We start from the raw sequence: 23,620 nt of genomic DNA on the forward strand, positions 1-23,620 counted from the left end.
GTCGTCGTCCTCACGCAGGTGGCCCGGCTGCTGGCGGCGACCCGTGAGACGGAGGTGCGCCTCCTCGCCGCGCGCGGGGCGTCCGCTGCCCAGGTGGCCGGGGCGGCCGCCGTGGAGGCCGTCCTGCTCGCCGGGGCGGGCGCGGGCCTGGGCTCCGGAGCCGCCGTCGCCTGGCTGGCCCTGCGCGGGGTCGGGCCCGGCGGCGCCGGGGGCGCCGTCGCCGTGACCGCCGCGACCGTGGCGGTCGCCTCCGCCGTCGTGCTGGGATCGGTCGCCGGGCTGCAGGGCCACAGGGTCGTGGCCGGGCGCGAGCGGTCCGACGCCGGGCGCGGCCGGCGCGCGGCCGCGGCCGGCACGGTGGTGGTCGCCGTCGCGGCGGCGACCGTCACCCTGTGGATGCTGCGCAGGCACGGCTCGCCGCTGGTGCCGACGCCCGACGGCGGGCAGCCCGACCTGGTCGCGGGGGCGGCTCCCGCGCTCGCCCTCGTGGCGGTGGCCGCGCTCGCGCTGGCGATGCTCGGCCCGCTCACCCGCGGGTGGGCGGCGCTGTCGGCGCGCGGACGCGGTGCGGTGGGCGTGCTGGTGGCCCGGCAGGTGGCGCGGCGACTGGCCGGCGTGGCCGTGCCGGTGGTGCTCCTCGTGCTCGCGGGCGGCGCGGCCGTGCTCGCCGGGGCATACGCCGGGACGGCGCAGCGGATGCAGGCGGACGCCGCCCAGCTCGCCCACGGCACCGACGTGCGGGTCGTGGCGTCGGACGGGACGGACGTCACGGCCGACGCCGCGAGCCGCGGCGCGGCGGCCGCTCCCGCGCTCGTGGCCGAGGGGTCGGCGGGCGACGCGCCGGCCACGCTCGTGGCCCTGCCGCCCGGGGCGGTCACCGACGTCGTCCGCGCCCCGGCGAGCACGGTGGACCCCGTCGTCCTCGCCCACGCGCTCGACGGCGAGGACCCGTTCGGCGGCGCTCCCGTGCTGCCCGGCGCGACGGACTCCCTGGTGGTCACCGTGTCGGCGCGGGTGGCGGTCGCCGGCCTCGCCGACACGGGGGGCCGGCCAGGGGTCCGATCCAGGCGCCGAGGCCGGCACGGGGGCGTGGGCAGGGCCGGCGTCGTGGCCCGAGCTGCTGGCCCGGGCCGGGGCGTCGGACCGGACGCGCAGCACCCTGGAACGGCTCGAGAGCTCGGGCGTCAGCCTGTGGCTGTGGCTCGCGGACGCCGACGGGCGGCTCGCGCGGGTCGAGGTGGGGCGCCTCGACTACGACCTGGACGGCGACGGCGACGGCACCCACCCGATCGGGCCGTCAGGGCGCCGCCACGAGCTCGTGGTCGACGTGCCCGACCGGCTGCGGGGCGACCTGCGGCTGGTCGGCCTCGACGTGCTCGCCGGCGGCGGCGTCCCGTGGGACACCCGCGTGGGCGTGACCGTCGACGCGGTCAGGGCGTCCGGGGACCCCGCGGGCCGGGTCACGGACCCGGCCGAGACCGCCTGGGCTCCCGTCGGCCCGGACACCCGGACGGCCACCGTGCCCGGCGAGGGACCCGGCGACGAGCCGGCCGGCCTGGGGGCCGTCCTGGCCCCCGCCGACCGGGAGACGACCCCGTACCGGGTCCTCGCGCGAGGCGTGGGGGAGGCGCCGGCGCGCGCCGTCGTCACGACCTCGCTGGCCGACCGGCTCGATCTGGGGCCAGGGGACCGCGTCGAGCTGCCGGTCGGCCGGACGAGCGTGCCCGTCGAGGTGACGGGGGTCGTGGCGGAGGTGCCGGGTGCGGGTCGCCCGGACGCGGCGCTCGCCGACCTCGCGGGGGTGGAGGCCGGCCTGGTCGCCCGGGTCTCGGGCCCGCCGCAGCCGGCCGAGACGTGGGTCGGCATCGACGGCGCGGGCAGCACCGCCGCCGTCGCGCGGGCGCTGCGCGCCGAGGTTCCGTCGGACGGCACGGTGACGGTCACGACGAGGCCCGACGTGGCACCCGCCGTCGACGCCGCGGCGCCGGTCCGTGCCGCCTTCGGCGTCGCGGCGGCCGGCGCCGCGCTGCTCGCGGTCGTCGGGCTGCTGGCCGTCGCGTCCGCCGCGCTGCGGGCACGGCGCCCGGAGGTCGCGGTGCTGCGCGCGGTGGGGGTGCCGCCCCGCGTCCAGGGCCGGCTGCGGGCCGCGGAGCAGGCGTGGGTCGCGGTCGTCTCGGTCCTGCTCGGCGCGGCCGCGGGCGCCGCGGCCGCGGCCCTGACCGTGCCGGGCCTCGCCGGCGCGGCGCTGGTCGGCACCGGCGTCGAGCCGGTCCCGGTGCTCACCCTCGCCGCGCGGGACACCGCCGTTCCCCTGGCGACACTGCTGCTGGGGGTGGTAGCCGTGCTGGCGGTGACGTACGCCCGCGTCGTCGCGCAGGCGCGCGACGGCTCCTACCGCGAGGAGGTGCGGTGATGCTCCGCCTGCTCCTGCGGCGGCACCTGGCGACCGTGCGTGGCGCCGGCCTCGTCCTCGCGCTCGTCGCGCTGCTGACCGCGGCCGTCGCGACGACCGCCGTGCGCGAGGTCGCGGACCTGCGGGCGCGGCAGGTCGAGCATGCCGTGCAGGACCTCACGCCCCTCGTGCGCGACGTCGTCTCCACCTCCGGCCGGACCCCCGGGACGACGACGGGCACGAGCCCGCCCCTGGGCGGGCTCGTCGAGGGCGACCCCGTCCCGCAGGTCCCCCCGGACCCGGGCTGGGACCGTTTCCTCGCCGGGATGCGCGAGCTCGCAGCCACCCGGCCCGCCCCGCTGCGCGACGTCCTCGGCGCGCCCGACCTCACGGTCCAGACCAGGCCCGTCGCCATGCGGGACGTGCCCGGCTCCGGTCTGGAGGAGAACGCGGTGGTGCTGCGCGCCACCGCCCGGCTCGACGAGAGCTTCCGCCTCGTCGACGGCGCCTGGCCGGCGGCCACGCCGATCGCCGTCACGCCCGCCGGGCCGGCGGGCGACGCGCCGGTCGAGGTGGTCGCCACGGAGCGGACCGCCGAGACGCTGGGCTGGGAGATCGGCGAGGACTACCGGGCGGACGTGTGGCAGCACCCGCCGCTGCGCCTGGTCGGGGTCGTGGCGCCCGTCGACCCGGACGCCGGCACCTGGTACCACCAGCCCTTCGGTCTCGAGCCCCAGGTCACCAAGGACTTCGAGCGCGGCGACCTCGCCACCGCCGCGGCCTACACGGCGCCGGCCATGATCGACGCGCTGGCCGCCCGGGGCGCGCAGACGCGGCTCTGGTACCCGGTGACCACGCAGGGCCTGGACGCCGCCGACGTGCCCGCGCTCGCCGCGCAGGTCCGTGGCCTGACGAACGACACGCCGGAGGTGGTCCCCGGCGACCCGGTCCGCCTGCAGGCGGCCACCGGCCTGGCGGGGGTCCTCGACGAGGTCGTCGCCGAGCGCGTCGGGACCGACGCGGTGCTCGCCGTCCTGCTCGTCGGCCCGCTCGGGGCTCTCGTCGCCGCCGTGGCCCTCGCCGCCCGCCTCCTCGTCGAGCGCGGGCGCGCCACCCTGGCGGTCCTGCGCGCCCGCGGAGCGACGTCGGGGCAGCTGCATGCCCTCGTCGCGGCCGAGGGGCTCGTCGTGTGCGTGCCGGCGGCGGCCGCCGGACTCGTGCTCGGCCTCGTGGTGCGGCCCGGGGGGCTCACCGGCACCCAGGTGCTGCTCACGGTCGTCGCGGCCGTCGCCCCCGCGGCCGCCGGGGCGGCGAGCGTGCCGCGCGACCTGCGCCCGCAGCGTGCCGACCTGACCGGGCGACGGCGCTCGCGCGCCCGGCTGACGGCCGAGCTCCTGCTCGTGGGCCTCGCCGTCGTCGCGACGGCGCTGCTGCTGCGCCGCGGGGTCGTCTCGGGCGGCGTCGACCCCCTCCTGGCCGCCACGCCGCTGCTGGTCAGCGCGGCCGCGACCGTGCTCGCCGTCCGCGCGGCCCCGCACGTCGCTCGGGTGCTCGAGCGTGCCCTGGCCCGCCGCGACGACCTCGTGGCGTTCCTCGGCGCCGCCCGGGCGACGCGCGCGCCGGCAGGCGGTGTCGTGCCGGCGCTCGCGCTCGTCCTGTGCGTCACCGTCACGGCCTCCTCGGCCGTGGTGCTGTCGACGCTGCGCGCGGGGACGGAGCGGCAGGCGCACCTCGAGGTCGGGGCGGACCTGCGGGTCACGGGGCCCGTCGTGACGCCCGAGGCGCTCGCGGGGCTGCGCGACCACGACGGCGTGGCCGAGGTCGCGACCGTCGCGCGGCTCGACGACGTCGGCACGATCGTCCACGACGCCCCGGGCACGGACGGCCGGACGCCCGTGGCGGTGCTCGTCGCGGACGCCGACGCGCTCGCGCGGGTCCAGGCCGCGGTCCCCGGCGCGCCGACCGGTGTCCAGGAGCTCGACGAGCCGCCGGACGACGGCACGCTGCGGGTCGTGGCGCACGGCGTGCCGGGAGGCGAGGACGCCGTCCTCGAGCTCGGCGAGGCGAGCGTCGACGTCGAGGTGGCGGCCCGCGTGGGCACGGTCCCCGGCGTGCCGGTGCACACCCCCTTCGTGCTCGTCGACGCCGGCCGCGCGGCCGGCGCGCTCGGCGTCGCCCCGGAGCCCCGGACCGCCCTGGTCGCGCTCGACGACCACGGCGCGGCCGGCGCCGTGCGCGACCTGGTGCGCGACGTGGTGGGGGAGCGGGCCACCGTGGACGACCCGCGCAGCGCGGCCGCCGCCCGGATGTCGTCGCCGTCGGTGGCCGGGATCGCGGTCGCGGCGGCGACCGCGGTGGCGGTGGCGGGCGTGCTCGGCGTGCTCGTGGTCGCGATGATGCTCGTCCTGGCGGCGCCGGACCGGGAGCGGCTCCTCGGCGTCCTGCGGTCCCTGGGGCTGCGCCGGGGCGAGGCCCGCGGGATCGTCGCGTGGGAGGTGGGGCCGTGGGCGGTCGTCGCGCTCGTCGTCGGGGGCGCGCTCGGTCTCGTCGTCCCTGCCCTGCTGCGCGCCGGTGTCGACCTCACCCCGCTGACGGGAGGTGGGCGACAGCCGTCGCTGGCCCTCGACCCGGTGCTGGCGCTGGCCGGGGCGGCCGGGTTCGTCGCCGTCGTGGTGGTGGGGACGCTGCTGGCGTCGGTCGGGGGCCGCTCGGCCGCCGTGGACGGGACGAGGGAGGAGTGACGGGGCGTGGGAGGAGCCGGATGACGGGCACGGGAACGGGCACAGCGGTGGCGGACGCGCGCGCCGCGGCCGGCGGAGGGGAGATCCTCTGCCGCGGCCTGGTGCGGGTCTTCGCGACCGACGGGATCGAGGTGCAGGCGCTGCAGGGCCTCGACCTCGGCGTGGGGCCCTCGGAGCTCGTGGCGGTGGTCGGCGCGAGCGGGTCCGGCAAGTCGACCCTGCTCAACGTGCTGTCCGGGATGGACACGCCGACCGCGGGTTCGGCCGTCGTGGCGGGCACCGACCTGCTCGCGATGGGCGCCCACCAGCGCGTGCGCTTCCGGCGCACGACGGTCGGCTTCGTGTGGCAGCAGACGGCGCGCAACCTGCTGCCCTACCTCACGGCCGCCGAGAACGTGCTCCTGCCGCTCGAGGTCGCCGGCGCGGTCCCGCGGTCGCGTCGCGCCGCCCGCGTCCGCGAGCTGCTGGAGCTGCTCGGCGTGGCGGACGTCGCGGACCGTCGCCCCGGACGGATGTCGGGCGGGCAGCAGCAGCGCGTCGCCATCGCGGTGGCGGTGGCGAACGGTCCGCGGGTGCTGCTCGCGGACGAGCCCACCGGCGAGCTCGACGAGGCGGCCAGCGTGGACGTGCTCGAGGCGCTGCGGGGCGTCAACGCCGAGACGGGCGTCACGACGCTCCTGGTCACCCACGACCCCGCCGTCGCGGAGCACGTGGCACGCACGGTGCAGATCCGCGACGGGCGCACCTCGACGGAGGTGCTGCGTCGCGAGGAGGTCGACGAGCACGGCGCGACGCGCCACGTCGCGGAGGAGTTCGCGGTGCTGGACCGGGTGGGGCGCCTGCAGCTCTCGGCGGACTTCGTGGCCGCGCTGGACCTGCGCGACCGTGTCCGGCTCGCGCTGGAGCCGGACCGGGTCGAGGTGCGCCCGGACCGTGCCGGTCCCGGTGGGACGGAGGGAGGACGATGACGGTGCTGCGAGCGGAGCGGCTCGCCCGGGTGTACGGGCGGGGCGACGGCGAGGTGCACGCCCTGGCGGGCGCGGGGCTCGAGGTGGCCGCGGGCGAGCTCGTCGTGGTCGTGGGGCCGTCAGGGTCCGGCAAGACGACGCTGCTGCACCTCCTGGGCGGCCTGGACCGGCCGACGTCGGGCCGGGTGTGGCTCGGCGGAGGCGCCGCGGTCGGGGACGGGGAGCGCGATCTGTCGGCGATGAGCGAGGACGAGCTGCACGCCGCCCGCCGCGGGGAGATCGGTTTCGTCTTCCAGTCGTTCGGGCTGGTCCCGGTGCTGTCCGCGGCGGAGAACGTCGAGGTGCCGCTGCGTCTGGCTCGCGTGCCCGCCGCCGAGCGCGCGCGCCGCGTCGCCGCGGCGCTGGACGCGGTGGGCCTGGCGGGGCACGCCGACCAGCGGCCGGACGAGCTGTCGGGCGGGCAGCAGCAGCGGGTCGGTATCGCGCGCGCCGTCGTGCACGAGCCGCGTGTCCTGCTCGCCGACGAGCCGACCGGCCAGCTCGACTCCGCGACGGCGGTCCTCGTCATGGACCTGGTCCGCGACCTCGTGCACACGCGCGGCGTGGCGGCCGTCGTCACGACCCACGACGCCGAGCTGGTGGCCCGCGCGGACCGGGTGCTGGTGCTGCGGGACGGTATGCTGCGCGAACCTTGACCCGCCGGGCCCCATACCCGGGTTCGGACGTGACCGCAAGATTGCGCTCAGATACCGGAATGGTCACGGTTGGAGGTATACAAGGGGATCGGGGTATGACTAGCACGACGACGTGACTAGGCTCACCCGCGCACAGCGCAGAGCGTGCACTCGCGCGCGCTGCGCCTCACCGGCGACCTCACCCCCGTCGGTGGGAGACACTACTCAGGAGGACCAGTGACACCTCGACGACGACTTGCAGGCGTGGGCTCGTTCGCCCTCGCCTCAGCACTGCTGCTGTCCGCGTGCGGAGGCGGTTCCGGTGACGACACCGGCGAGACCAGCGCCGAGGGCGACAGCTCCGGGATCGTCACCGTCAGCAGCGGCGAGCCCCAGAACCCGCTGACCCCCGGCATGACCAACGAGGTCTACGGCGGGCTCGTGGTCAAGAACATCTACGAAGGACTGGTGTCCTACGACGCCGAGGGCGCCGTCCACAACGAGGTCGCCGAGTCGATCGAGTCGGACGACAACAAGACCTGGACGATCACCATCAAGGACGGGTGGGAGTTCTCCGACGGCACGCCGGTGACGGCGAGCAGCTTCGTCGACTCGTGGAAGTACATCGCGAACATCGAGAACGCGCAGAACCAGCAGTACTTCTTCAACGGCTTCAAGGGCTACGACCCGGAGAAGCCGTCCGACATCGCGGTCGAGGTGGTCGACGACCACACGTTCACCGCGGAGCTGTCCGTGCCGTCCTCCGACTTCGAGCTGTGGCTCGGGTACTCGGCGTTCTACCCGATGCCCGAGGCGTTCTTCGAGGACCCGGAGGCCTTCGCGGACGAGCCGATCGGCAACGGGCCGTACGAGATCGAGAGCTGGGAGCACGACCAGCAGATCAGCCTGCGCCCGTCGGACTCGTACGCCGGTGAGCGCACGCCGGCGAACGGTGGCATCGACATGATCGCCTACACCGAGGAGGACGCGGCGTACAACGACCTGCTCTCGGACAACCTCGACATCATCACCAACGTGCCGGCCTCGGCGTTCGGCACGTTCGAGGACGACCTCGGCGACCGTGCGGTCAACCAGCCCGCGGCCGTGATCCAGGTCGTCAACGTGCCCGAGTGGGTCGAGGAGTTCCAGGGCGAGGCCGGCGTCAAGCGCCGCAAGGCCATCTCGATGGCCATCGACCGCCCGACGATCACCGAGACGATCTACCAGGGTGCGCGCACCCCGGCGCACGACTTCACCTCGCCGGTGATCGACGGGTACTCGGAGGACATCCCCGGCTCGGAGATCCTCGAGTACAACGCCGACGAGGCCAAGAAGCTCTGGGACGAGGCGCAGTCCGAGTCGCCGATCGCCGACGACTACACCCTGCTCATCGCCTCGAACGCGGACTCCGACCACCAGACCTGGGTCGACGCGGTGTGCAACAACATCCGCCAGGTGCTGGAGATCGGGTGCGAGTTCGACCCGTACACCACGTTCGACGAGTTCCTCGACGCGCGTGACAACCAGGAGATCAAGGGCATCTTCCGTGGCGGCTGGCAGGCCGACTGGCCCTCGATGAGCAACTTCCTGGGCCCGATCTACGGCACGGGCGCCGGCTCGAACGACATGAAGTACTCGAGCAAGGCGTTCGACGCGAAGCTCGACGAGGCCGCGGCCGCGGAGTCGCCCGAGGACGCCACCGCGCTCTACAAGGAGGCGCAGGAGATCCTCTTCCAGGACGTCCCGGGCATCCCGCTCTGGTACCAGAACGCGACCGCCGGCTACTCGCAGGCGGTCGAGAACGTGCAGTTCGGGTGGGACAGCGACCCGATCCTGTACCAGGTCACCAAGTCCGAGTGACGCGCGACCGGGCCGCGCGCCCGCCCCTCCACCCACGGGGCGGCGCGCGGCCCCGGTCACGTCGCGCGATACGCCGGCGGTCATCTTCGTCAGGTACGGTCTGACGTCGACCGCTCGTCGCGAGGGGGCGGGGGCACCCACCGGTGCTCCCGCCCCGCCGCTGCCCGTCGGCCGAGCACGGCCACGGAGACCGAGAAACCCGTAGCCCGGGAGATCCCCGGGCACACGAGGAGAACCCACGCATGCTCTCGTATCTCGGACGCAGGATCCTTCAGCTGATCCCTGTGTTCCTGGGGGCGACCCTCCTGCTCTACGCCATGGTGTTCCTGCGCCCCGGCGACCCGATCGCGGCGCTCGGCGGCGAGCGCGGCCTCCCCGAGGCGACGCAGGAGGCGATCCGGGCGGAGTACAACCTGGACAAGCCCTTCATCGTGCAGTACCTGCTCTTCCTCCGCGGCGTCGTGACGCTCGACTTCGGTGTCGACTTCCGCGGCCGCGAGATCACCGAGGTGATCGCCAACGCCTTCCCCGTGACGATGCAGCTCGCGCTCATGGCGCTCGTGATCGAGGCGGTGTTCGGCATCGGGTTCGGCCTGATCGCCGGCCTGCGCAAGGGCAAGTTCTTCGACGGCACCGTCATGGTGCTGAGCCTGACGCTGATCGCGGTGCCGACCTTCGTGCTCGGCTTCATCATGCAGATCGTCGTCGGCGTGAACCTGGGATGGCTGCCCGTGACGGTGGGCAACAACCCGGACTTCGTCAGTCTCCTGATGCCGGCGATCGTGCTGGCCGGGACGTCGTTCGCCTACGTGCTACGACTGACGCGTACCTCGGTGGCGGAGAACTCGACGGCCGACTACGTGCGGACCGCCCGGGCTCGCGGTCTGGGGCGCTACCAGGTGACGACGCGGCACGTGCTGCGCAACTCGCTGATCCCCGTGGTGACCTTCATCGGCGCCGACCTCGGCGCCCTGATGAGCGGCTCGATCATCACGGAGGGCATCTTCAACATCCACGGCGTGGGCGGCACGCTCTACGACGCGATCACCCGCGGCGAGAGCGTCACCGTCGTCGCCATGACCACCGTGCTGGTCGTGGTCTACATCGCGGCGAACCTGCTCGTAGACCTGCTGTACGCCGCCCTCGACCCGAGGATCCGTTATGCCTGACAACTACGACGACCCGCGGGGCGGGCTGGCGACGCCGCGCCCCGGCCAGGAACACTTCGTCGCGGAGGTGGACGAGGGCGGCCTCGGTGCCGTCGACGCCGTCAAGTCCGACTCCGCACCCTCCAGCTTCTGGCGCGACGCCTGGCGCGAGATGCGCGGTCGCTGGCTCTTCTGGGTCTCGGCCGCGATCATCCTGCTCGTGGTGCTCGTGGCGGCCTTCCCGGGGTGGTTCACGTCGCTCGACCCGCGCCTGGACTGCGAGCTGACCGAGTCGCTGGGCGGCCCCGAGCCGGGCCACCCGTTCGGGTTCGACAAGCAGGGCTGCGACATCTACACCCGCACGATCTACGGGGCGCGGGCGTCCGTGCTCGTCGGCATCATGTCGACGACGATGGTCGTGCTCGTCGGGGCGGTCATGGGCTCCATCGCCGGCTACTACGGCAAGTGGTTCGACACCATCCTGTCGCGCGTCACCGACATCTTCTTCGCCATCCCGCTGGTGCTCGCGGCGATCGTCATCATGTCGGTCACGCCGAACCGGACCGCCTTCATCGTCGCGCTCGTCCTGGCGCTGTTCGGCTGGCCGCAGATCGCCCGCATCACGCGAGGCACCGTCATGTCGGTGAAGAACAACGAGTTCGTCACCGCCGCGCGGTCCCTGGGCATGAGCCGTGGGCGCATCCTGCGCAGGCACGTGCTGCCGAACGCCTCGGCGCCGATCATCGTCTACGCGACGGTCGCGCTGGGCCAGTTCATCGTGGCCGAGGCCTCGCTGAGCTTCCTCGGCATCGGCCTGCCGCCCTCCGTGGTCTCCTGGGGCGGCGACATCAACCAGTACCAGCAGGCGATCCGCACCGCCCCGGAGATCATCCTCTACCCGGCCGGAGGCCTGGCGCTGACCGTGCTCGGCTTCATGATGATGGGCGACGTCGTGCGCGACGCCCTCGACCCGAAGGCGCGTAAGCGATGACGACCCAGTTCCCCGTGACGAACGCCGGTACGGGCGACGACGGCCTCGCGCCCGTCGACCCGAGCAAGCCGCTGCTGGAGATCAAGGACCTGGAGATCTCCTTCACCACCGCCGTGGGCACCGTGAACGCGGTGCGCGGCGCGAACATCACCGTGTACCCCGGCCAGAGCGTGGCGATCGTGGGCGAGTCCGGCTCGGGCAAGTCCACGACCGCGGCGGCGATCATCGACCTGCTTCCCGGGACCGGCAAGGTCACCGGTGGCAGCATCGTGTTCGACGGGCGCGAGCTCGTGGGCGCGCCCGCCGCCGAGAACGAGGCCCTGCGGGGCCGCGAGATCGGCATGGTGCCGCAGGACCCGATGTCCAACCTCAACCCGGTCTGGCGCATCGGCACCCAGGTGACCGAGGCGCTCAAGGCCAACGGGTTCAAGGGCTCCAAGGCCGAGCTGAACGAGCGCATCGCCGCCGTGCTGAACGAGGCGGGGCTGCCGGACGCGGAGCGCCGTGCCAAGCAGTACCCGCACGAGTTCTCCGGCGGCATGCGCCAGCGCGCCCTCATCGGGATCGGCCTGGCCTCCCGGCCCAAGCTCCTCATCGCGGACGAGCCGACGTCGGCCCTCGACGTCACCGTCCAGCGGCAGATCCTGGACCACCTGGGCACGATGACCCAGGACCTGGGCACCGCCGTGCTGTTCATCACCCACGACCTGGGCCTGGCCGCCGAGCGCGCCGAGCACCTCGTGGTGATGTTCAAGGGGCGCGTGGTGGAGTCGGGCCCGGCGCAGCAGATCCTCGCCGACCCCCAGCACCCGTACACCAAGCGCCTCGTGGCGGCGGCCCCGTCGCTGGCTTCGCGCCGTATCCAGGTGGCGCACGAGGGCGGCCAGGCGCCGACCGAGCTCGTGCACCGCGCCGAGGGCGGCCAGACCGGCGACGTCGTGGTGGCGCGCAACCTGACCAAGGTCTTCGACATCCGCGGTTCGCTGTTCGGCGGCTCCACGGAGTTCAAGGCCGTCGACGACGTGTCGTTCCGGCTCGGGCGGGGCAAGACGCTCGCCCTGGTGGGCGAGTCGGGATCGGGCAAGTCCACGGCGGCGAACATGGTCCTCGGGCTGCTCGAGCCGACGTCGGGCGCCGTGGAGTTCGACGGCGTCGACATCGCCGGCCTGTCGCCGCAGGAGGCGTTCCGCTTCCGGCGCCGGATCCAGCCCGTGTTCCAGAACCCGTACGGGTCGCTCGACCCCATGTTCTCGATCTTCCGCTCGATCGAGGAGCCGCTCGAGCTGCACCGCGAGGGCAGCCGGAAGCAGCGGGAGAAGCGGGTGCGCGAGCTCCTCGACATGGTCTCGCTGCCCGCGTCGGCCATGCGCCGCTTCCCCAACGAGCTCTCCGGCGGCCAGCGCCAGCGCATCGCCATCGCGCGCGCCCTGGCGCTCAACCCGGAGGTCGTCGTCCTCGACGAGGCGGTCTCCGCGCTGGACGTGCTCGTCCAGGCGCAGATCCTCGAGCTCCTGGGGAAGCTCCAGGACGAGCTCGGCCTGTCGTACCTGTTCATCACGCACGACCTCGCGGTGGTCCGCCAGATCGCCGACGACGTCGTCGTCATGCAGACCGGCAAGGTCGTCGAGCAGGCGACGACGGACGAGGTCTTCGACAACCCTCAGCAGCAGTACACGCGGGACCTGCTCGCCGCGATCCCGGGCGCCGGGCTCGAGGGGGTCGAGCTCGCCGGCTGAGCCGGACGACGCCGCATGCCCGTCGGCACGTGCCGGCACGGACGCCGGTGGCTCTCCCGCGAGGAGGGCCACCGGCGTTTGATTTGCAGAACCTTCACATTCGCGACACCGTGGAGGGCATGAATCGTCGTCGGTCCACCCTGTCGCCACCGGTGTTCTACCCGGCGGCGGGACTCATCGTCCTGTTCGTCCTGCTCGCGGCCTTCGCGACCGACGCGACGGCCGAGGTGATGGACACGCTGCAGGCCAAGGTCATCAGCGGGTTCGGCTGGTACTACGTCCTCATCGTCGCGGCGTTCACCGTCTTCGCGATCTGGATGGGCGTGAGCCGGTTCGGCGACATCACGCTCGGCCCCGACGACGAGGAGCCGAGCTTCCGCCTGCCCGTGTGGTTCGCGATGCTGTTCGCCACCGGCATGGGCATCGGCCTGGTGTACTACGGGGTCGCCGAGCCGCTGTCGCACTTCCAGCACCCCAAGCCCGGCGTGACCGGCGGGGCGTCCGCGCTCGGCGAGGCCGCGATCGGTCAGACCTACCTGCACTGGGGCTTCCACGCCTGGGGCATCTACGTGATCATCGGCCTCGCGCTGGCGTACGCGATCCACCGCAAGGGGCGCCCGGTGTCGATCCGCTGGGCGCTGGAGCCGATCCTCGGCGACCGCGTCAAGGGCTGGATCGGCAACGTCATCGACGTGCTGGCGATCTTCGGCACGGTGTTCGGCGTCGCCACGTCGCTGGGGCTCGGCGTGACGCAGATCGCGGCCGGGCTCGACTACCTCGACGTCGCGAACCCGACGCTCGCGCTGCAGATGGGGCTCATCGCCGCCATCACGGCCGTCGCCGCGACGTCCGTCGCCTCCGGTCTTGAACGCGGCATCAAGTGGCTCTCCAACGGCAACATGATCCTGGCCGGCCTGCTGGTCGTCGCGGTCCTGCTCATGGGCTCGTCGCTGTTCCTGGCCCGCGAGTGGGTGCAGTCCATCGGCTACTACCTGCAGAACGTCATGTTCATGACGTTCGACACCCTGGCGTTCCAGGGGGACGACGGGCTGGCCTGGGAGTCCGGCTGGACCATCTTCTACTGGGGCTGGTGGATCTCGTGGGCGCCCTTCGTCGGCGTGTTCATCGCCCGCATCTCGCGTGGGCGCACCGTGCGCGAGTTCGTGCTCGGCACGCTGCTGGTCCCCATGCTCGTGACGACGGTGTGGTTCAGCGTCTTCGGCGGCTCGGCCATCCGCCAGGAGCTGGCCGAGCCGGGCTCGCTGCTCTCGCCGGACCCCGAGACCGGGGACATGGTCGTCAACACCGACACCGCGATGTTCCAGCTGTTCGACACGATCCCCGGCGGCGGAGCGTGGATGGCCGTCGTGGGCATCGTCCTGGTCGTCGTCTTCTTCGTGACGTCGTCGGACTCCGGCTCGTTCGTGGTCGACATGCTCGCGAACGGCGGCGAGGCCAACCCGCCGCTGTGGAGCCGGCTCTTCTGGGCCATCCTCGAGGGCGGGGTCGCCGCCGCGCTGCTGTACACCGGCGGGCTCCAGGCGCTGCAGACGGCCGCGATCCTCACCGCGCTGCCGTTCTCCGTGGTGCTGATCGCGATGATGTACGCGGTGTGGAAGGCCTTGAGCGTCGAGCACAACCAGATCCTGCGGGCCGAGCGGCGCGTGGCCCGTCGTGAGCTGACCGAGCACGTCACCGTGCAGGTGACCGAGCACGTCACCGAGCACTGGGACGAGCTCGCCGACCAGGCGGCGGCCGGCGGCGACGAGCCGGCGTCCAACGGGGTCGGACGGCGTGACGGGTGGCTCGGCCGGCTGCTCGGCCGCCGGGTGTGACGGCCGGGTAGGATGGATCGGCTCCGGGTTCCCGGACGCCGTTCTTCTCCGACAGGAATGAGATCCGTAGATGTCTGTGCGCTCCGACCTGCGCAACGTGGCGATCGTCGCCCACGTCGACCACGGCAAGACGACCCTCGTGGACGCCATGCTGCGTCAGGCGGGCGCGTTCGCCGCGCACCAGCAGGTGGACGACCGCGTCATGGACTCCGGCGACCTGGAGCGCGAGAAGGGGATCACGATCCTCGCCAAGAACACCGCGATCCGCTACGCCGGCCCGTCCGCGGCCACCGCGGGTGAGCCCGACGGCATCACGATCAACGTCATCGACACCCCGGGCCACGCCGACTTCGGCGGCGAGGTCGAGCGCGGTCTGTCGATGGTGGACGGCGTCGTGCTCCTCGTCGACGCCTCCGAGGGGCCGCTGCCGCAGACGCGCTTCGTGCTGCGCAAGGCGCTCGCCGCCAAGCTGCCCGTCATCGTCGTCGTCAACAAGGTCGACCGCCCGGACGCCCGCATCACCGAGGTCGTCGGCGAGACGACCGACCTGCTGCTCGGTCTGGCGAGCGACCTGTCGGACGAGGTCCCCGACCTCGACCTGGACGCCGTCCTCGACGTGCCCGTGGTGTACGCCTCGGCCAAGGCGGGCCGGGCCTCGATCGAGCAGCCCGCCGACGGCGGTCTGCCCGAGAACGAGGACCTCGAGCCGCTGTTCGGCACCATCCTGGCGTCGGTCCCCGCGCCCACCTACGACGAGGCGATGCCGCTGCAGGCGCACGTCACCAACCTCGACGCGTCGCCGTTCCTGGGCCGTCTCGCGCTCCTGCGCATCTTCAACGGCACCCTGCGCAAGGGGCAGACGGTCGCGTGGGCCCGCCAGGACGGCTCGCTCAGCTCCGTGCGCATCACCGAGCTGCTGGAGACCAAGGCCCTGGACCGCGTGCCCGCCGAGTCCGCCGGCCCGGGCGACATCGTCGCCGTCGCCGGCATCGCGGACATCATGATCGGCGAGACGCTCACGGACGTCGACGACCCGCGCCCCCTGCCCCGCATCACCGTGGACGACCCGGCCATCTCCATGACCGTCGGGATCAACACGTCCCCGCTGGCCGGCAAGGGCGGCAAGGGGCACAAGGTCACGGCGCGGCAGGTCAAGGACCGCCTCGACGCGGAGCTCGTCGGCAACGTGTCGCTGCGCGTCCTGCCCACCGAGCGGCCGGACGCCTGGGAGGTCCAGGGCCGCGGCGAGCTGGCCCTGGCGATCCTCGTCGAGCAGATGCGACGCGAGGGCTTCGAGCTCACGGTCGGCAAGCCGCAGGTCGTCACCAAGGACGTCGACGGCAAGCGTCACGAGCCGATGGAGCGCATGACCATCGACGTGCCCGAGGAGTTCCTGGGCGCCGTCACGCAGCTCCTCGCCGCGCGCAAGGGCCGCATGGAGACGATGTCGAACCACGGCACCGGCTGGGTGCGCATGGAGTTCGTCGTCCCGGCCCGCGGCCTCATCGGGTTCCGCACCCGCTTCCTCACCGACACGCGCGGCACCGGCATCGCGTCCTCGTACGCCGAGGGCTACGAGCCGTGGCACGGTCCGATCGAGTCCCGCTCGACCGGGTCGCTCGTCGCCGACCGCGCGGGCAAGGTCACGCCGTTCGCGATGATCAACCTGCAGGAGCGCGGCACGTTCTTCGTCGACCCCACGCAGGAGGTCTACGAGGGCATGATCGTGGGCGAGAACTCCCGCAACGAGGACATGGACGTCAACATCACCAAGGAGAAGAAGCTGACGAACATGCGGTCCTCGACCGCCGACAGCTTCGAGAACCTCATCCCGCCGAAGAAGCTCACGCTCGAGGAGTCGCTCGAGTTCGCGGCCGAGGACGAGTGCGTCGAGGTCACTCCCGAGGTCGTGCGCATCCGCAAGGTCGAGCTCGACGCGACCGCGCGCGCCCGGGCGACGGCGCGGGCCAAGCGCGCCTGAGGGAGCGGGCGAGGTGAGCGCTCCCGGTATGCCTGCGGGCGGGTTGCTGGCGGTGCACGCGCACCCCGACGACGAGACGCTGGCGACCGGCGCGCTGCTCGCGACCTGGGCGGACGCCAGGCGGCGGGTGACGGTCGTGACGTGCACGCGCGGCGAGCGCGGCGAGGTCGTCGACACGGCGTCGCACCCGACCGGCCTCGAGCACCTCGAGGGCGACGGGCCGGCCCTGGCCGCGCACCGCGAGTCGGAGCTCGCCGCCGCGCTGGCGGCCCTCGGGGTGACGGACCATGCCTTCCTGGACACGCTGCCCGTGCCGTCGGGGGAGCGGTACGAGGACTCCGGGATGGCGTGGGTCGCGCCGGGCATCGCCGGTCCGGCGCCGGACTCCGGCCCGGCGGCGTTCTCCCGCGTCCCGCTCGACGAGGCCGCCGCACGGCTGGCCGCCGTCGTGCGCGACCGCCGGCCCGCCGTCGTCGCGACGTACGAGCCCGGCGGGGGGTACGGGCACCCCGACCACGTCCGCACGCACGAGGTCACCGTGCGCGCGCTGGACCTCGCGGGCGACCCCGCCGCCCCGCTGCCCGGCGAGCCGTGGTCGGCCGACCTGTGGCAGGCGGTCGCCCCGGCGCACGAGCTGCGCGCCGCCCGGGAGTCGCTCGCCGAGAGCCCGACGGTGCGCGCCCTCGCGGACCGCGCCGGGCTGGCGTTCCCGGCGCCCGACGGCGCGCTGCCGCCCGTGGCACGCGGCGTGGACGAGCTCGACGGGCGGACGGCTGCGGTGGCGGCCCGGCCCGTCCTCGACCGGCTGCTCGGGGCGATGCGCGCGCACGCCACCCAGGTGCAGCACGCGCTGGCGCTCCCGCCCACGGAGGCCGGCGGCCCGGTGCCCGGCGTCGTCGGCTGCTACGCCCTGAGCAACGGCGTGCTCGCCCCGGTCCTGGCGCACGAGTCGTACCTCACGAGCGCGCCGGTAGGCTCGCGCCGATGAGCATCCCCGAGCCGACGCCCACGCCGGCCCCCGAGCCCGCGCCCCCCGACCGGGCCGCCGCCGCGCCGCGCGCCGGGCGGTACCGGTGGGTGGCGGTGCTCGCCCGGACCCTCCTCGCCGTCCTGCTGGGCGCCACCGTGGGCGTCCTCGGCACGGTGGCCCACCGCGCCGACTGGCAGGGCCTGCCCGCCGGCGTCGTCCTGGCGCTCGCCATCACGCTGTCGGCCGCGGTGCTGAGCCGGGCCTGGGCCGGGATCGGCACGCTGCTCGCGTGCGGTGCCGGATGGGTCGTCGCCGTGCAGGCCCTGGCGGTGGAGGGCCCGGGCGGGGACGTCCTCGTGCCCGCGCAGGCGGTGGGCCTGGTGTGGACCTACGGCGGCATGGCGCTGTTCCTCGTGGCCGCCTTCCTGCCGCGCTCCTGGTTCACGGAGCGCTGACCCGCGGCGCCGCGCGGCCGTCGTGGACCGCCGGTCGTGAGGGCCGTGTGGACCGGGGTGCCCACCCTGTGACGGGTCGGTACGGGTCGCCGCCCGCTTCGCCAGATTTGACCCGGACTGGTGCAGATATCGGGGCGTGCGCCGAGTAGGATCGACCGCCGTGGGTCCCCGCCCACCCCTGTCCTGTTCCAGGGCCGCCCGGCCCTGCCCCGAGCTCTCCGCGGAGTCGTTCCATGGGTCATCCGTCCGAGCGCGATCCCGCGCCCGAGCCGCACACCGAGGCCACCGGTGGCCGGCAGGTTCCCGCGCCCCGGGGTGACGCCGCGGGCGCGGGGCCGGGCGACGCCCCCTACGAACCGCGGGTGCGCCTGTACGAAGAGGCCGAGTCCGACGGGTCGGTCGGCGGCGACGCGCCGGGCGAGCCCGAGGGCCCGCCCGCCGGTGGTGACGCGCCGGACGGGTCCGGGGAGCCCGCCGAGCCGGACGACGTGCCCTACCAGCCCCGGGTCCGCCAGTACGAGCAGCAGAGCATCGCCACGGTCGCGGCGCCGGCCACGGGCGCCCCGACCCAGGCGCTGCCCACCGTCCCCGCCGCCGGTGCCGCCCCACCGGGCAGCGGAGCGCCCGCCGCGCCGTCCGCCACCGGACCTTCGGCCTCCGGACCTTCCGCCGCCGGGCCGTCCGCGGCGGCGACGTCCGCCGCCGCGGCCGCCGCGGCCGCCGAGGCCGCGGCGGCGGCCCGCACGAGCTCGCCCCTGGACCCGCTCGTGGGGGACGGGGCGCCCAGCCGCGCCCCCAAGGTCGCGCTGTGGGCCGGGATCGGCGTCGTCGTCCTGGCCGGGGCGTACGCCGGCGCGCAGTGGGCGTTCGCGGACACCGTGCCGCAGGGCACCACCGTCGCGGACGTGGAGATCGGCGGCCTCGGTGTCGCCGAGGCGACCAGCACGCTCGACCAGGCGCTCGCTCCGCGCGCGGCCGAGCCCGTCGCCGTCGCCGCGGGGGACGCCTCGAGCACCTTCGACCCCGCCGACGCGGGCCTCGCGCTCGACAGCGGCGCCACCGTGGACGAGCTCACCGGGTTCTCCCTCAGCCCGGTCCGGCTGTGGGAGCACCTCGTCGGGGGCGGGGAGCTGGACCCCGTCGTCGACGTGGACACAGACCGGCTCGCGGCGACGATCGACGGGCTCCAGGAGACCCTGCTCGTCGAGCCCGTCGACGGCACCGTCTCGTTCGACGACGGGGAGCCGGTCGCGACGAAGGCCGCGGACGGCTCGCAGGTGGTCGTCGACGAGGCGGTCGACGTGGTCGCGTCCGGCTGGCTCGTCAGCCCCGGCCCGTACGAGCTGCCGACCGAGGCCGTCGAGCCGGCGATCACGCAGGACGAGACGGACGCGGCGCTCGCACAGGCCGAGCAGGTCGTCTCGGGCCCGGTGAAGGTGTCGGTCGGAGACCAGACGGCCGAGCTGCCGGCCCGGGCGCTGGCGCGCGCCACCTCGTTCAAGGTGGTCGACGGCGCTCTGGAGCCGCAGTTCGACGGCGACCGGCTCGTCACGGCCGTCGTGGACCGCACGTCGGACCTGCTGACCGAGCCCGACGACGCCCACTTCGAGTTCTCCGGCGGCAAGCCGGTCGTGGTCGGCGGCGACACCGGGACCACCCTGAAGCCGAAGGCCGTGGCGTCCGCCGTGGGCGACGCGGCCCTCGGCGAGGAGCGCGAGACCGACGTCGAGCTCGTCGACGTGGACCCGGACCGCAGCGCGGACGCGCTGAAGGACATGGGCGTCAAGGAGGTCGTGTCCTCGTTCTCCACCCCGATCACGAACGACGCGATCCGCACGAAGAACCTCGAGCGCGGCGCCCAGCTGGTCACGGGTACGCTCGTCGCCCCCGGCGAGACCTTCTCGTTGCTGGACACGCTCTCGCCGATCGACACCGCCAACGGCTTCTACGCGGCGGGCGTGGTCAGCAACGGCGTGCACAAGGACGCCGTCGGCGGCGGGCTGTCGCAGATGGCCACGACCACGTACAACGCCGGGTACTTCGCGGGCTTCGACGACGCCGGCCACCGCCCGCACAGCTACTGGTTCAGCCGGTACCCGGCCGGCCGGGAGGCCACGATCTACGTGGGCGTGATCGACATGAAGTTCACCAACGACACGCCCTACGGCGCGGTGATGCAGTCCTGGGTCTCCGGGGGCGAGCTGCACGTCGCGATCTGGTCCACGCCCTACTACGACGTGAAGACGTCGTCGAGCGGCAAGCAGAACGTGGTGCCGAAGTCGACGGTGCACAACACCGGGGCCGGCTGCGCCGGCTACCCGGGCGGGAACGACGGCTTCACCATCACGAACTACCGCCAGGTGTTCCACGACGGCGAGAAGGTCAAGGACGAGTCCTTCACGTGGACCTACAAGCCGGACAACGCCGTCGTCTGCGACGATCCGGAGGCGGACCGCGGCACCGACCGCGGCAGGCCCGACGACAAGCCGGAGGACGGCAAGCCGGACGACGCCGGAAAGCCCGACGAGGACACGGAGGACTGATGCTCGGACGCACGGAGCACGAGTCGCCGGCGCACGCCGCCGCGGCCGCGGCGCAGGCCGGCTGGACGGGCGTGGACGGCGGGGCCGCCGGTGGGCCGGCGGACGCTCCGGACGAGCTCACGGAGCTGCTGGACCTGGGCGGCACCTCGGACACCCTGGCGACCGTGGCGAACATCGACGACCTCGCCGCGGTCGTCCATCTGGGTCACCCCGAGCAGCCCGCGCCCGCGCTGGAGCAGGCGCTGCTCGCCGGCGACCCCTCCCTCATCGTCACCGGGGCCGTCGCGGTGCACCCGCAGTGGGTGTGGGTGGCGCCCGCCGGCGCGCCGTCCGGCGGCCAGGTGGTCATCGACGAGGCCGGCCTGCGCGACTGTCGTGCGCGGCTGCGCGGCATGGGCGTGAGCCCGCGGCTCGTCCCCACCCGCACCCCGGTCGAGGAGCGGGCCGACATCGCCGGCCCGTCCGGGTCCCTGGTCGTGGAGCGTGCCCGGGTGCCCGCCGGCTGGGTGGAGCTGCCGGGCAGCGAGCACCTCGTGGCGGACGGGTCCGTCTGGTACGGGCTGCTCGAGTCGCGGTCCTCGTGGCCGGCGTTCGACGAGCCGGCCCAGGTCTGGCTCGCGGTCGGGCCCTCGGACGACCACCGCGGGTCGCTGCAGCACACGCTGGCCGTCCTGTCCGACTCGGGCGTGGACCTGCAGCACCTGCGCAGCCACCCCTCGACCCTCGGCCCGCACGTCTTCTTCACCTCGTTCCGGTGCCCGGACGTGCGTGTGCTCGACGCCCTCGTCGCCGGCCTGGACGCGCGGGGCGTCGCGCACCGCACCCTGGCGGTCCTCCCGGGCGCGGACCTCGTCCCCGGCCCGGACCTGCTCGAACCCCGCTGGGCCGCCTCGTGAGCGGCGGCTCCTCCGTCGCGTTCCTCGGCCCCGAGGGCACCTTCACCCACCAGGCGGTCCTGGCGTGGGCCGGGCGGACGGGGGAGCCCGAGGCGGCGACGCTGCCGCTCGGCACCGTCGCCGAGGTGCACGACGCCGTCGCCGCCGGCCGCGCCGACCGCGGCGTGGTCGCGATCGAGAGCTCCGTCGAGGGGTACGTCGTGCCCTCCCTCGACGCGCTCGTCGGCAGCGGCGAGGTCGTGGCCGTCGACGAGGTCGTGCTGGACGTGTCGTTCGACGCCTTCGCCCGTCCCGGGCACGACCCGGCGGCGCTGGTCGAGGCGACGGCGCACCCGCACGGGCTGGCGCAGTGCTCCCGCTTCGTCGTCGAGCGGGGTCTGCGCGCCGTGCCCGCGTCGTCGAACGCGGCGGCGTGCCGCGACCTGGCCGGTCACCAGGTGGCGCTCGGCCCCCGGCTGTGCGGCGAGCTGTACGGCCTGGAGACGGTCGCGACGCAGGTCGACGACGTCGCCGGGGCACGCACGCGCTTCCTCGTGCTGGCCCGCCGGTCCGAGGCGCCCGAGGCGCTGCGCGCCCTCGACGCCGCCGCCGGCTGGCGCACGATGCTCGCCGTCACCCCGGAGGTCACCGGCCCGGGGGTGCTCGCCCGGGTGACGGCGGCGTTCGGCCGGCGCGGCGTGAACATGTCGAGCCTGGTGGAGCGCCCGCTCAAGGTCCGCGAGGGCCAGTACGTGTTCGTCGTGACGCTCGAGGGCGCACCGTGGGACCCGGTGGTGCGCGAGCTGTGCGGGGAGCTGCTCGCGGCAGGCGACTCCCTCAAGGTGCTCGGCGTCCACCCGGCGGAGGCCGGCGGGCGGGGCCTGGACGGCGTGCTGCCGGACCACGCGCCCACCGGGAGCGTGCGCCGCGACGACCCGGACGCCGACCTGGCGCGGGGCCTGCTGTGGTGACCGCCGCCGCCCCGACGACCGTGGGGGTGGTGGGCCTCGGCCTGATCGGGGGGTCGCTCGCCCGGCTCCTCGCGTCCCGCGACGTCGAGGTCGTCACCACGGACGTCGACCCGGCGGCCCGCGCCGCGGCGCGCGCCGCGGGCCTGCCGGTCGCCGACGACGTGGCCGGCGTCTGCGGGGCCCGGCCGGAGGTGCTCGTGCTCGCCGTGCCCCTGCGGGCGGTGCCGGCCACCGCCGAGGCCGTGGCCAGCGCCGTCGACGCGGCCGACGGGCCCGGCCCGACGGTCACCGACGTCGGCAGCGTCAAGGGCCCCGTGCGCGCCGCCGTCGAGGCCGCCGGCCTGGGACCGCGCTACGTGGGTGCGCACCCGATGGCGGGCACCGAGCACAGCGGGTTCGACGCCTCGTCCCGGGACCTGCTGGACGGCGCCGCGTGGGCCGTGACCGTCGCGGAGGGCACCGGGACGGGCGGCGCGCCCGGGACCGACCCCGATCGCCTCGCGCAGGTGCTGGCCCTGGTGACGGGCCCGCTCGCGGGCACGGCCGCCGTCGTCACGGACGAGCAGCACGACGAGGCGACGGCGCTCGTGAGCCACGTGCCGCACGTCGTGGCCACGCAGCTGCTCAACGCCGTGGCCGGGGCGCCCGTGCGGGACCTGGCGCTCGGCCTGGCCGCGGGCAGCTTCCGGGACGGCACGCGCGTGGCGCGCACCGACCCGGCGCGCACCGAGGCGATGGTCGTCCAGAACGCGGCGTGGGTGGCGCCCGCCCTGCGCAAGGTCGTGCGCGACCTGGAGGTCGTCGTCGCGGCCCTGGAGACCAACGCCCCCCTGCACGGCTTCTTCCACGCCGCGGACGACGTGCGTGCCGGCAGGCTGCGGGACGCCGACGCGGAGCGGGTCACGTCCGAGTCGCTCATCGACGGCTGGCCCCGGCGGCTCGTGGAGCGCTGCGGCGCCGGCGCCGTCGTCGTCGGGATGGACCCCGGGAGCGGCGACGGCGCGCCGGGCGCCGCCCGCCTCCGGGGCTAGCCGGGCGTCCGTGCGCCGCCCTCGGTGCCGCCGGCGTCGTCGGTGCCGGCGGTGTCGTCCGCGCCGTCGCGGCCCCGGCGGGGCCGGCGCGCCGCCGGCCGCGGCGGCAGGCGCCGCACGGACTCCACCTGCGGGCCCGGCACGTCCTCCTCCACGCCCGCCGTCGGCCCGCCGCGGGCGGGGTCGCGCCGCAGCCGCAGCCCGTCGTCGTCGACGGCCACCACCACGCCGACGACGTCGGTCCACACGTGGCCGCTCGCGGCCGCCTCGTCGGTCGTGAGCCGCCGGCGCACGACCGCACGCGTACCGACGGGCAGGTCTCGCCAGGTGGACGATCTGGGGGTCGAGGGCGGGGGCATCACCTGAGCGATACTAGAGTTCGGTGATGAGGGCCGGTCCGCCGGTCCGCCGCACCACACCGCATGGGCCGCGGTGCGGACCCGCTCCGT

17 protein-coding genes are annotated in these 23,620 nt (G+C 74.8%); 16 read left to right on the plus strand and 1 reads right to left on the minus strand.

Annotated elements, in window-relative coordinates; genetic code table 11:
• Positions 1-1,237: 1,237 nt before the first annotated feature.
• From EYB28_RS07445 to EYB28_RS07520, 16 genes are all read left to right on the plus strand, one after another.
• Positions 1,238-2,413, plus strand: coding sequence for an FtsX-like permease family protein (locus EYB28_RS07445; protein WP_166846185.1), 1,176 nt, complete (start codon positions 1,238-1,240; stop codon positions 2,411-2,413).
• The gene (locus EYB28_RS07450) at positions 2,413-5,133 is read left to right on the plus strand and encodes an FtsX-like permease family protein (protein WP_166846188.1); all 2,721 of its coding nucleotides are present in this window, start codon (positions 2,413-2,415) and stop codon (positions 5,131-5,133) included. The genes EYB28_RS07445 and EYB28_RS07450 overlap by 1 nt, the downstream gene beginning before the upstream one ends.
• A gap of 20 nt (positions 5,134-5,153) precedes the next feature.
• Positions 5,154-6,101 carry an ABC transporter ATP-binding protein gene (locus EYB28_RS07455; protein WP_166846192.1) on the plus strand — a complete coding sequence of 316 codons (948 nt, stop codon included), beginning with the start codon at positions 5,154-5,156 and terminating at the stop codon, positions 6,099-6,101.
• Positions 6,098-6,796, plus strand: coding sequence for an ABC transporter ATP-binding protein (locus tag EYB28_RS07460; protein WP_166846195.1), 699 nt, complete (start codon positions 6,098-6,100; stop codon positions 6,794-6,796). The genes EYB28_RS07455 and EYB28_RS07460 overlap by 4 nt, the downstream gene beginning before the upstream one ends.
• 243 nt (positions 6,797-7,039) lie before the next feature.
• The gene (locus tag EYB28_RS07465; RefSeq protein ID WP_240930426.1) at positions 7,040-8,635 is read left to right on the plus strand and encodes an ABC transporter substrate-binding protein; all 1,596 of its coding nucleotides are present in this window, start codon (positions 7,040-7,042) and stop codon (positions 8,633-8,635) included.
• 242 nt (positions 8,636-8,877) lie between these two features.
• Positions 8,878-9,804 (plus strand): ABC transporter permease, encoded by a 927-nt coding sequence (locus tag EYB28_RS07470; protein WP_166846201.1) that lies wholly within the window; start codon positions 8,878-8,880, stop codon positions 9,802-9,804.
• Positions 9,797-10,774, plus strand: a complete 978-nt coding sequence (locus tag EYB28_RS07475; RefSeq protein WP_166846204.1) for an ABC transporter permease — start codon at positions 9,797-9,799, stop codon at positions 10,772-10,774. Before EYB28_RS07470 ends, EYB28_RS07475 begins: the two co-directional genes overlap by 8 nt.
• Entirely contained in the window at positions 10,771-12,510 is a 1,740-nt protein-coding gene (locus EYB28_RS07480) for an ABC transporter ATP-binding protein (RefSeq protein ID WP_166846207.1), read from the plus strand. The genes EYB28_RS07475 and EYB28_RS07480 overlap by 4 nt, the downstream gene beginning before the upstream one ends.
• A 119-nt stretch (positions 12,511-12,629) precedes the next feature.
• Complete coding sequence (locus EYB28_RS07485) at positions 12,630-14,345, plus strand: BCCT family transporter (protein ID WP_240930427.1); 1,716 nt, start codon at positions 12,630-12,632, stop codon at positions 14,343-14,345.
• Positions 14,346-14,415: 70 nt separating this feature from the next.
• Positions 14,416-16,326, plus strand: a complete 1,911-nt coding sequence (gene typA, locus EYB28_RS07490) for a translational GTPase TypA (protein WP_166846210.1) — start codon at positions 14,416-14,418, stop codon at positions 16,324-16,326.
• A gap of 13 nt (positions 16,327-16,339) precedes the next feature.
• Complete coding sequence (locus tag EYB28_RS07495) at positions 16,340-17,314, plus strand: PIG-L family deacetylase (RefSeq protein WP_240930428.1); 975 nt, start codon at positions 16,340-16,342, stop codon at positions 17,312-17,314.
• Positions 17,311-17,751 carry a DUF6113 family protein gene (locus EYB28_RS07500; protein ID WP_240930429.1) on the plus strand — a complete coding sequence of 147 codons (441 nt, stop codon included), beginning with the start codon at positions 17,311-17,313 and terminating at the stop codon, positions 17,749-17,751. Before EYB28_RS07495 ends, EYB28_RS07500 begins: the two co-directional genes overlap by 4 nt.
• Before the next feature lie 233 nt (positions 17,752-17,984).
• Entirely contained in the window at positions 17,985-20,294 is a 2,310-nt protein-coding gene (locus EYB28_RS07505) for a VanW family protein (RefSeq protein WP_166846213.1), read from the plus strand.
• Complete coding sequence (locus EYB28_RS07510) at positions 20,294-21,190, plus strand: hypothetical protein (RefSeq protein WP_166846216.1); 897 nt, start codon at positions 20,294-20,296, stop codon at positions 21,188-21,190. The genes EYB28_RS07505 and EYB28_RS07510 overlap by 1 nt, the downstream gene beginning before the upstream one ends.
• Positions 21,187-22,140: a prephenate dehydratase domain-containing protein gene (locus EYB28_RS07515; RefSeq protein WP_240930430.1), complete on the plus strand. Its 954-nt coding sequence runs from the start codon at positions 21,187-21,189 to the stop codon at positions 22,138-22,140. The genes EYB28_RS07510 and EYB28_RS07515 overlap by 4 nt, the downstream gene beginning before the upstream one ends.
• Positions 22,137-23,171 carry a prephenate dehydrogenase/arogenate dehydrogenase family protein gene (locus EYB28_RS07520; RefSeq protein ID WP_166846218.1) on the plus strand — a complete coding sequence of 345 codons (1,035 nt, stop codon included), beginning with the start codon at positions 22,137-22,139 and terminating at the stop codon, positions 23,169-23,171. The genes EYB28_RS07515 and EYB28_RS07520 overlap by 4 nt, the downstream gene beginning before the upstream one ends.
• Here EYB28_RS07520 and EYB28_RS07525 read toward each other — a convergent pair.
• The gene (locus EYB28_RS07525) at positions 23,168-23,533 is read right to left on the minus strand and encodes a hypothetical protein (RefSeq protein ID WP_166846220.1); all 366 of its coding nucleotides are present in this window, start codon (positions 23,531-23,533) and stop codon (positions 23,168-23,170) included. The genes EYB28_RS07520 and EYB28_RS07525 overlap by 4 nt on opposite strands.
• Positions 23,534-23,620: the final 87 nt, after the last annotated feature.

Source organism: Isoptericola sp. BMS4 (assembly GCF_011634835.1).
In the GTDB taxonomy this organism is placed as follows: domain Bacteria; phylum Actinomycetota; class Actinomycetes; order Actinomycetales; family Cellulomonadaceae; genus Isoptericola.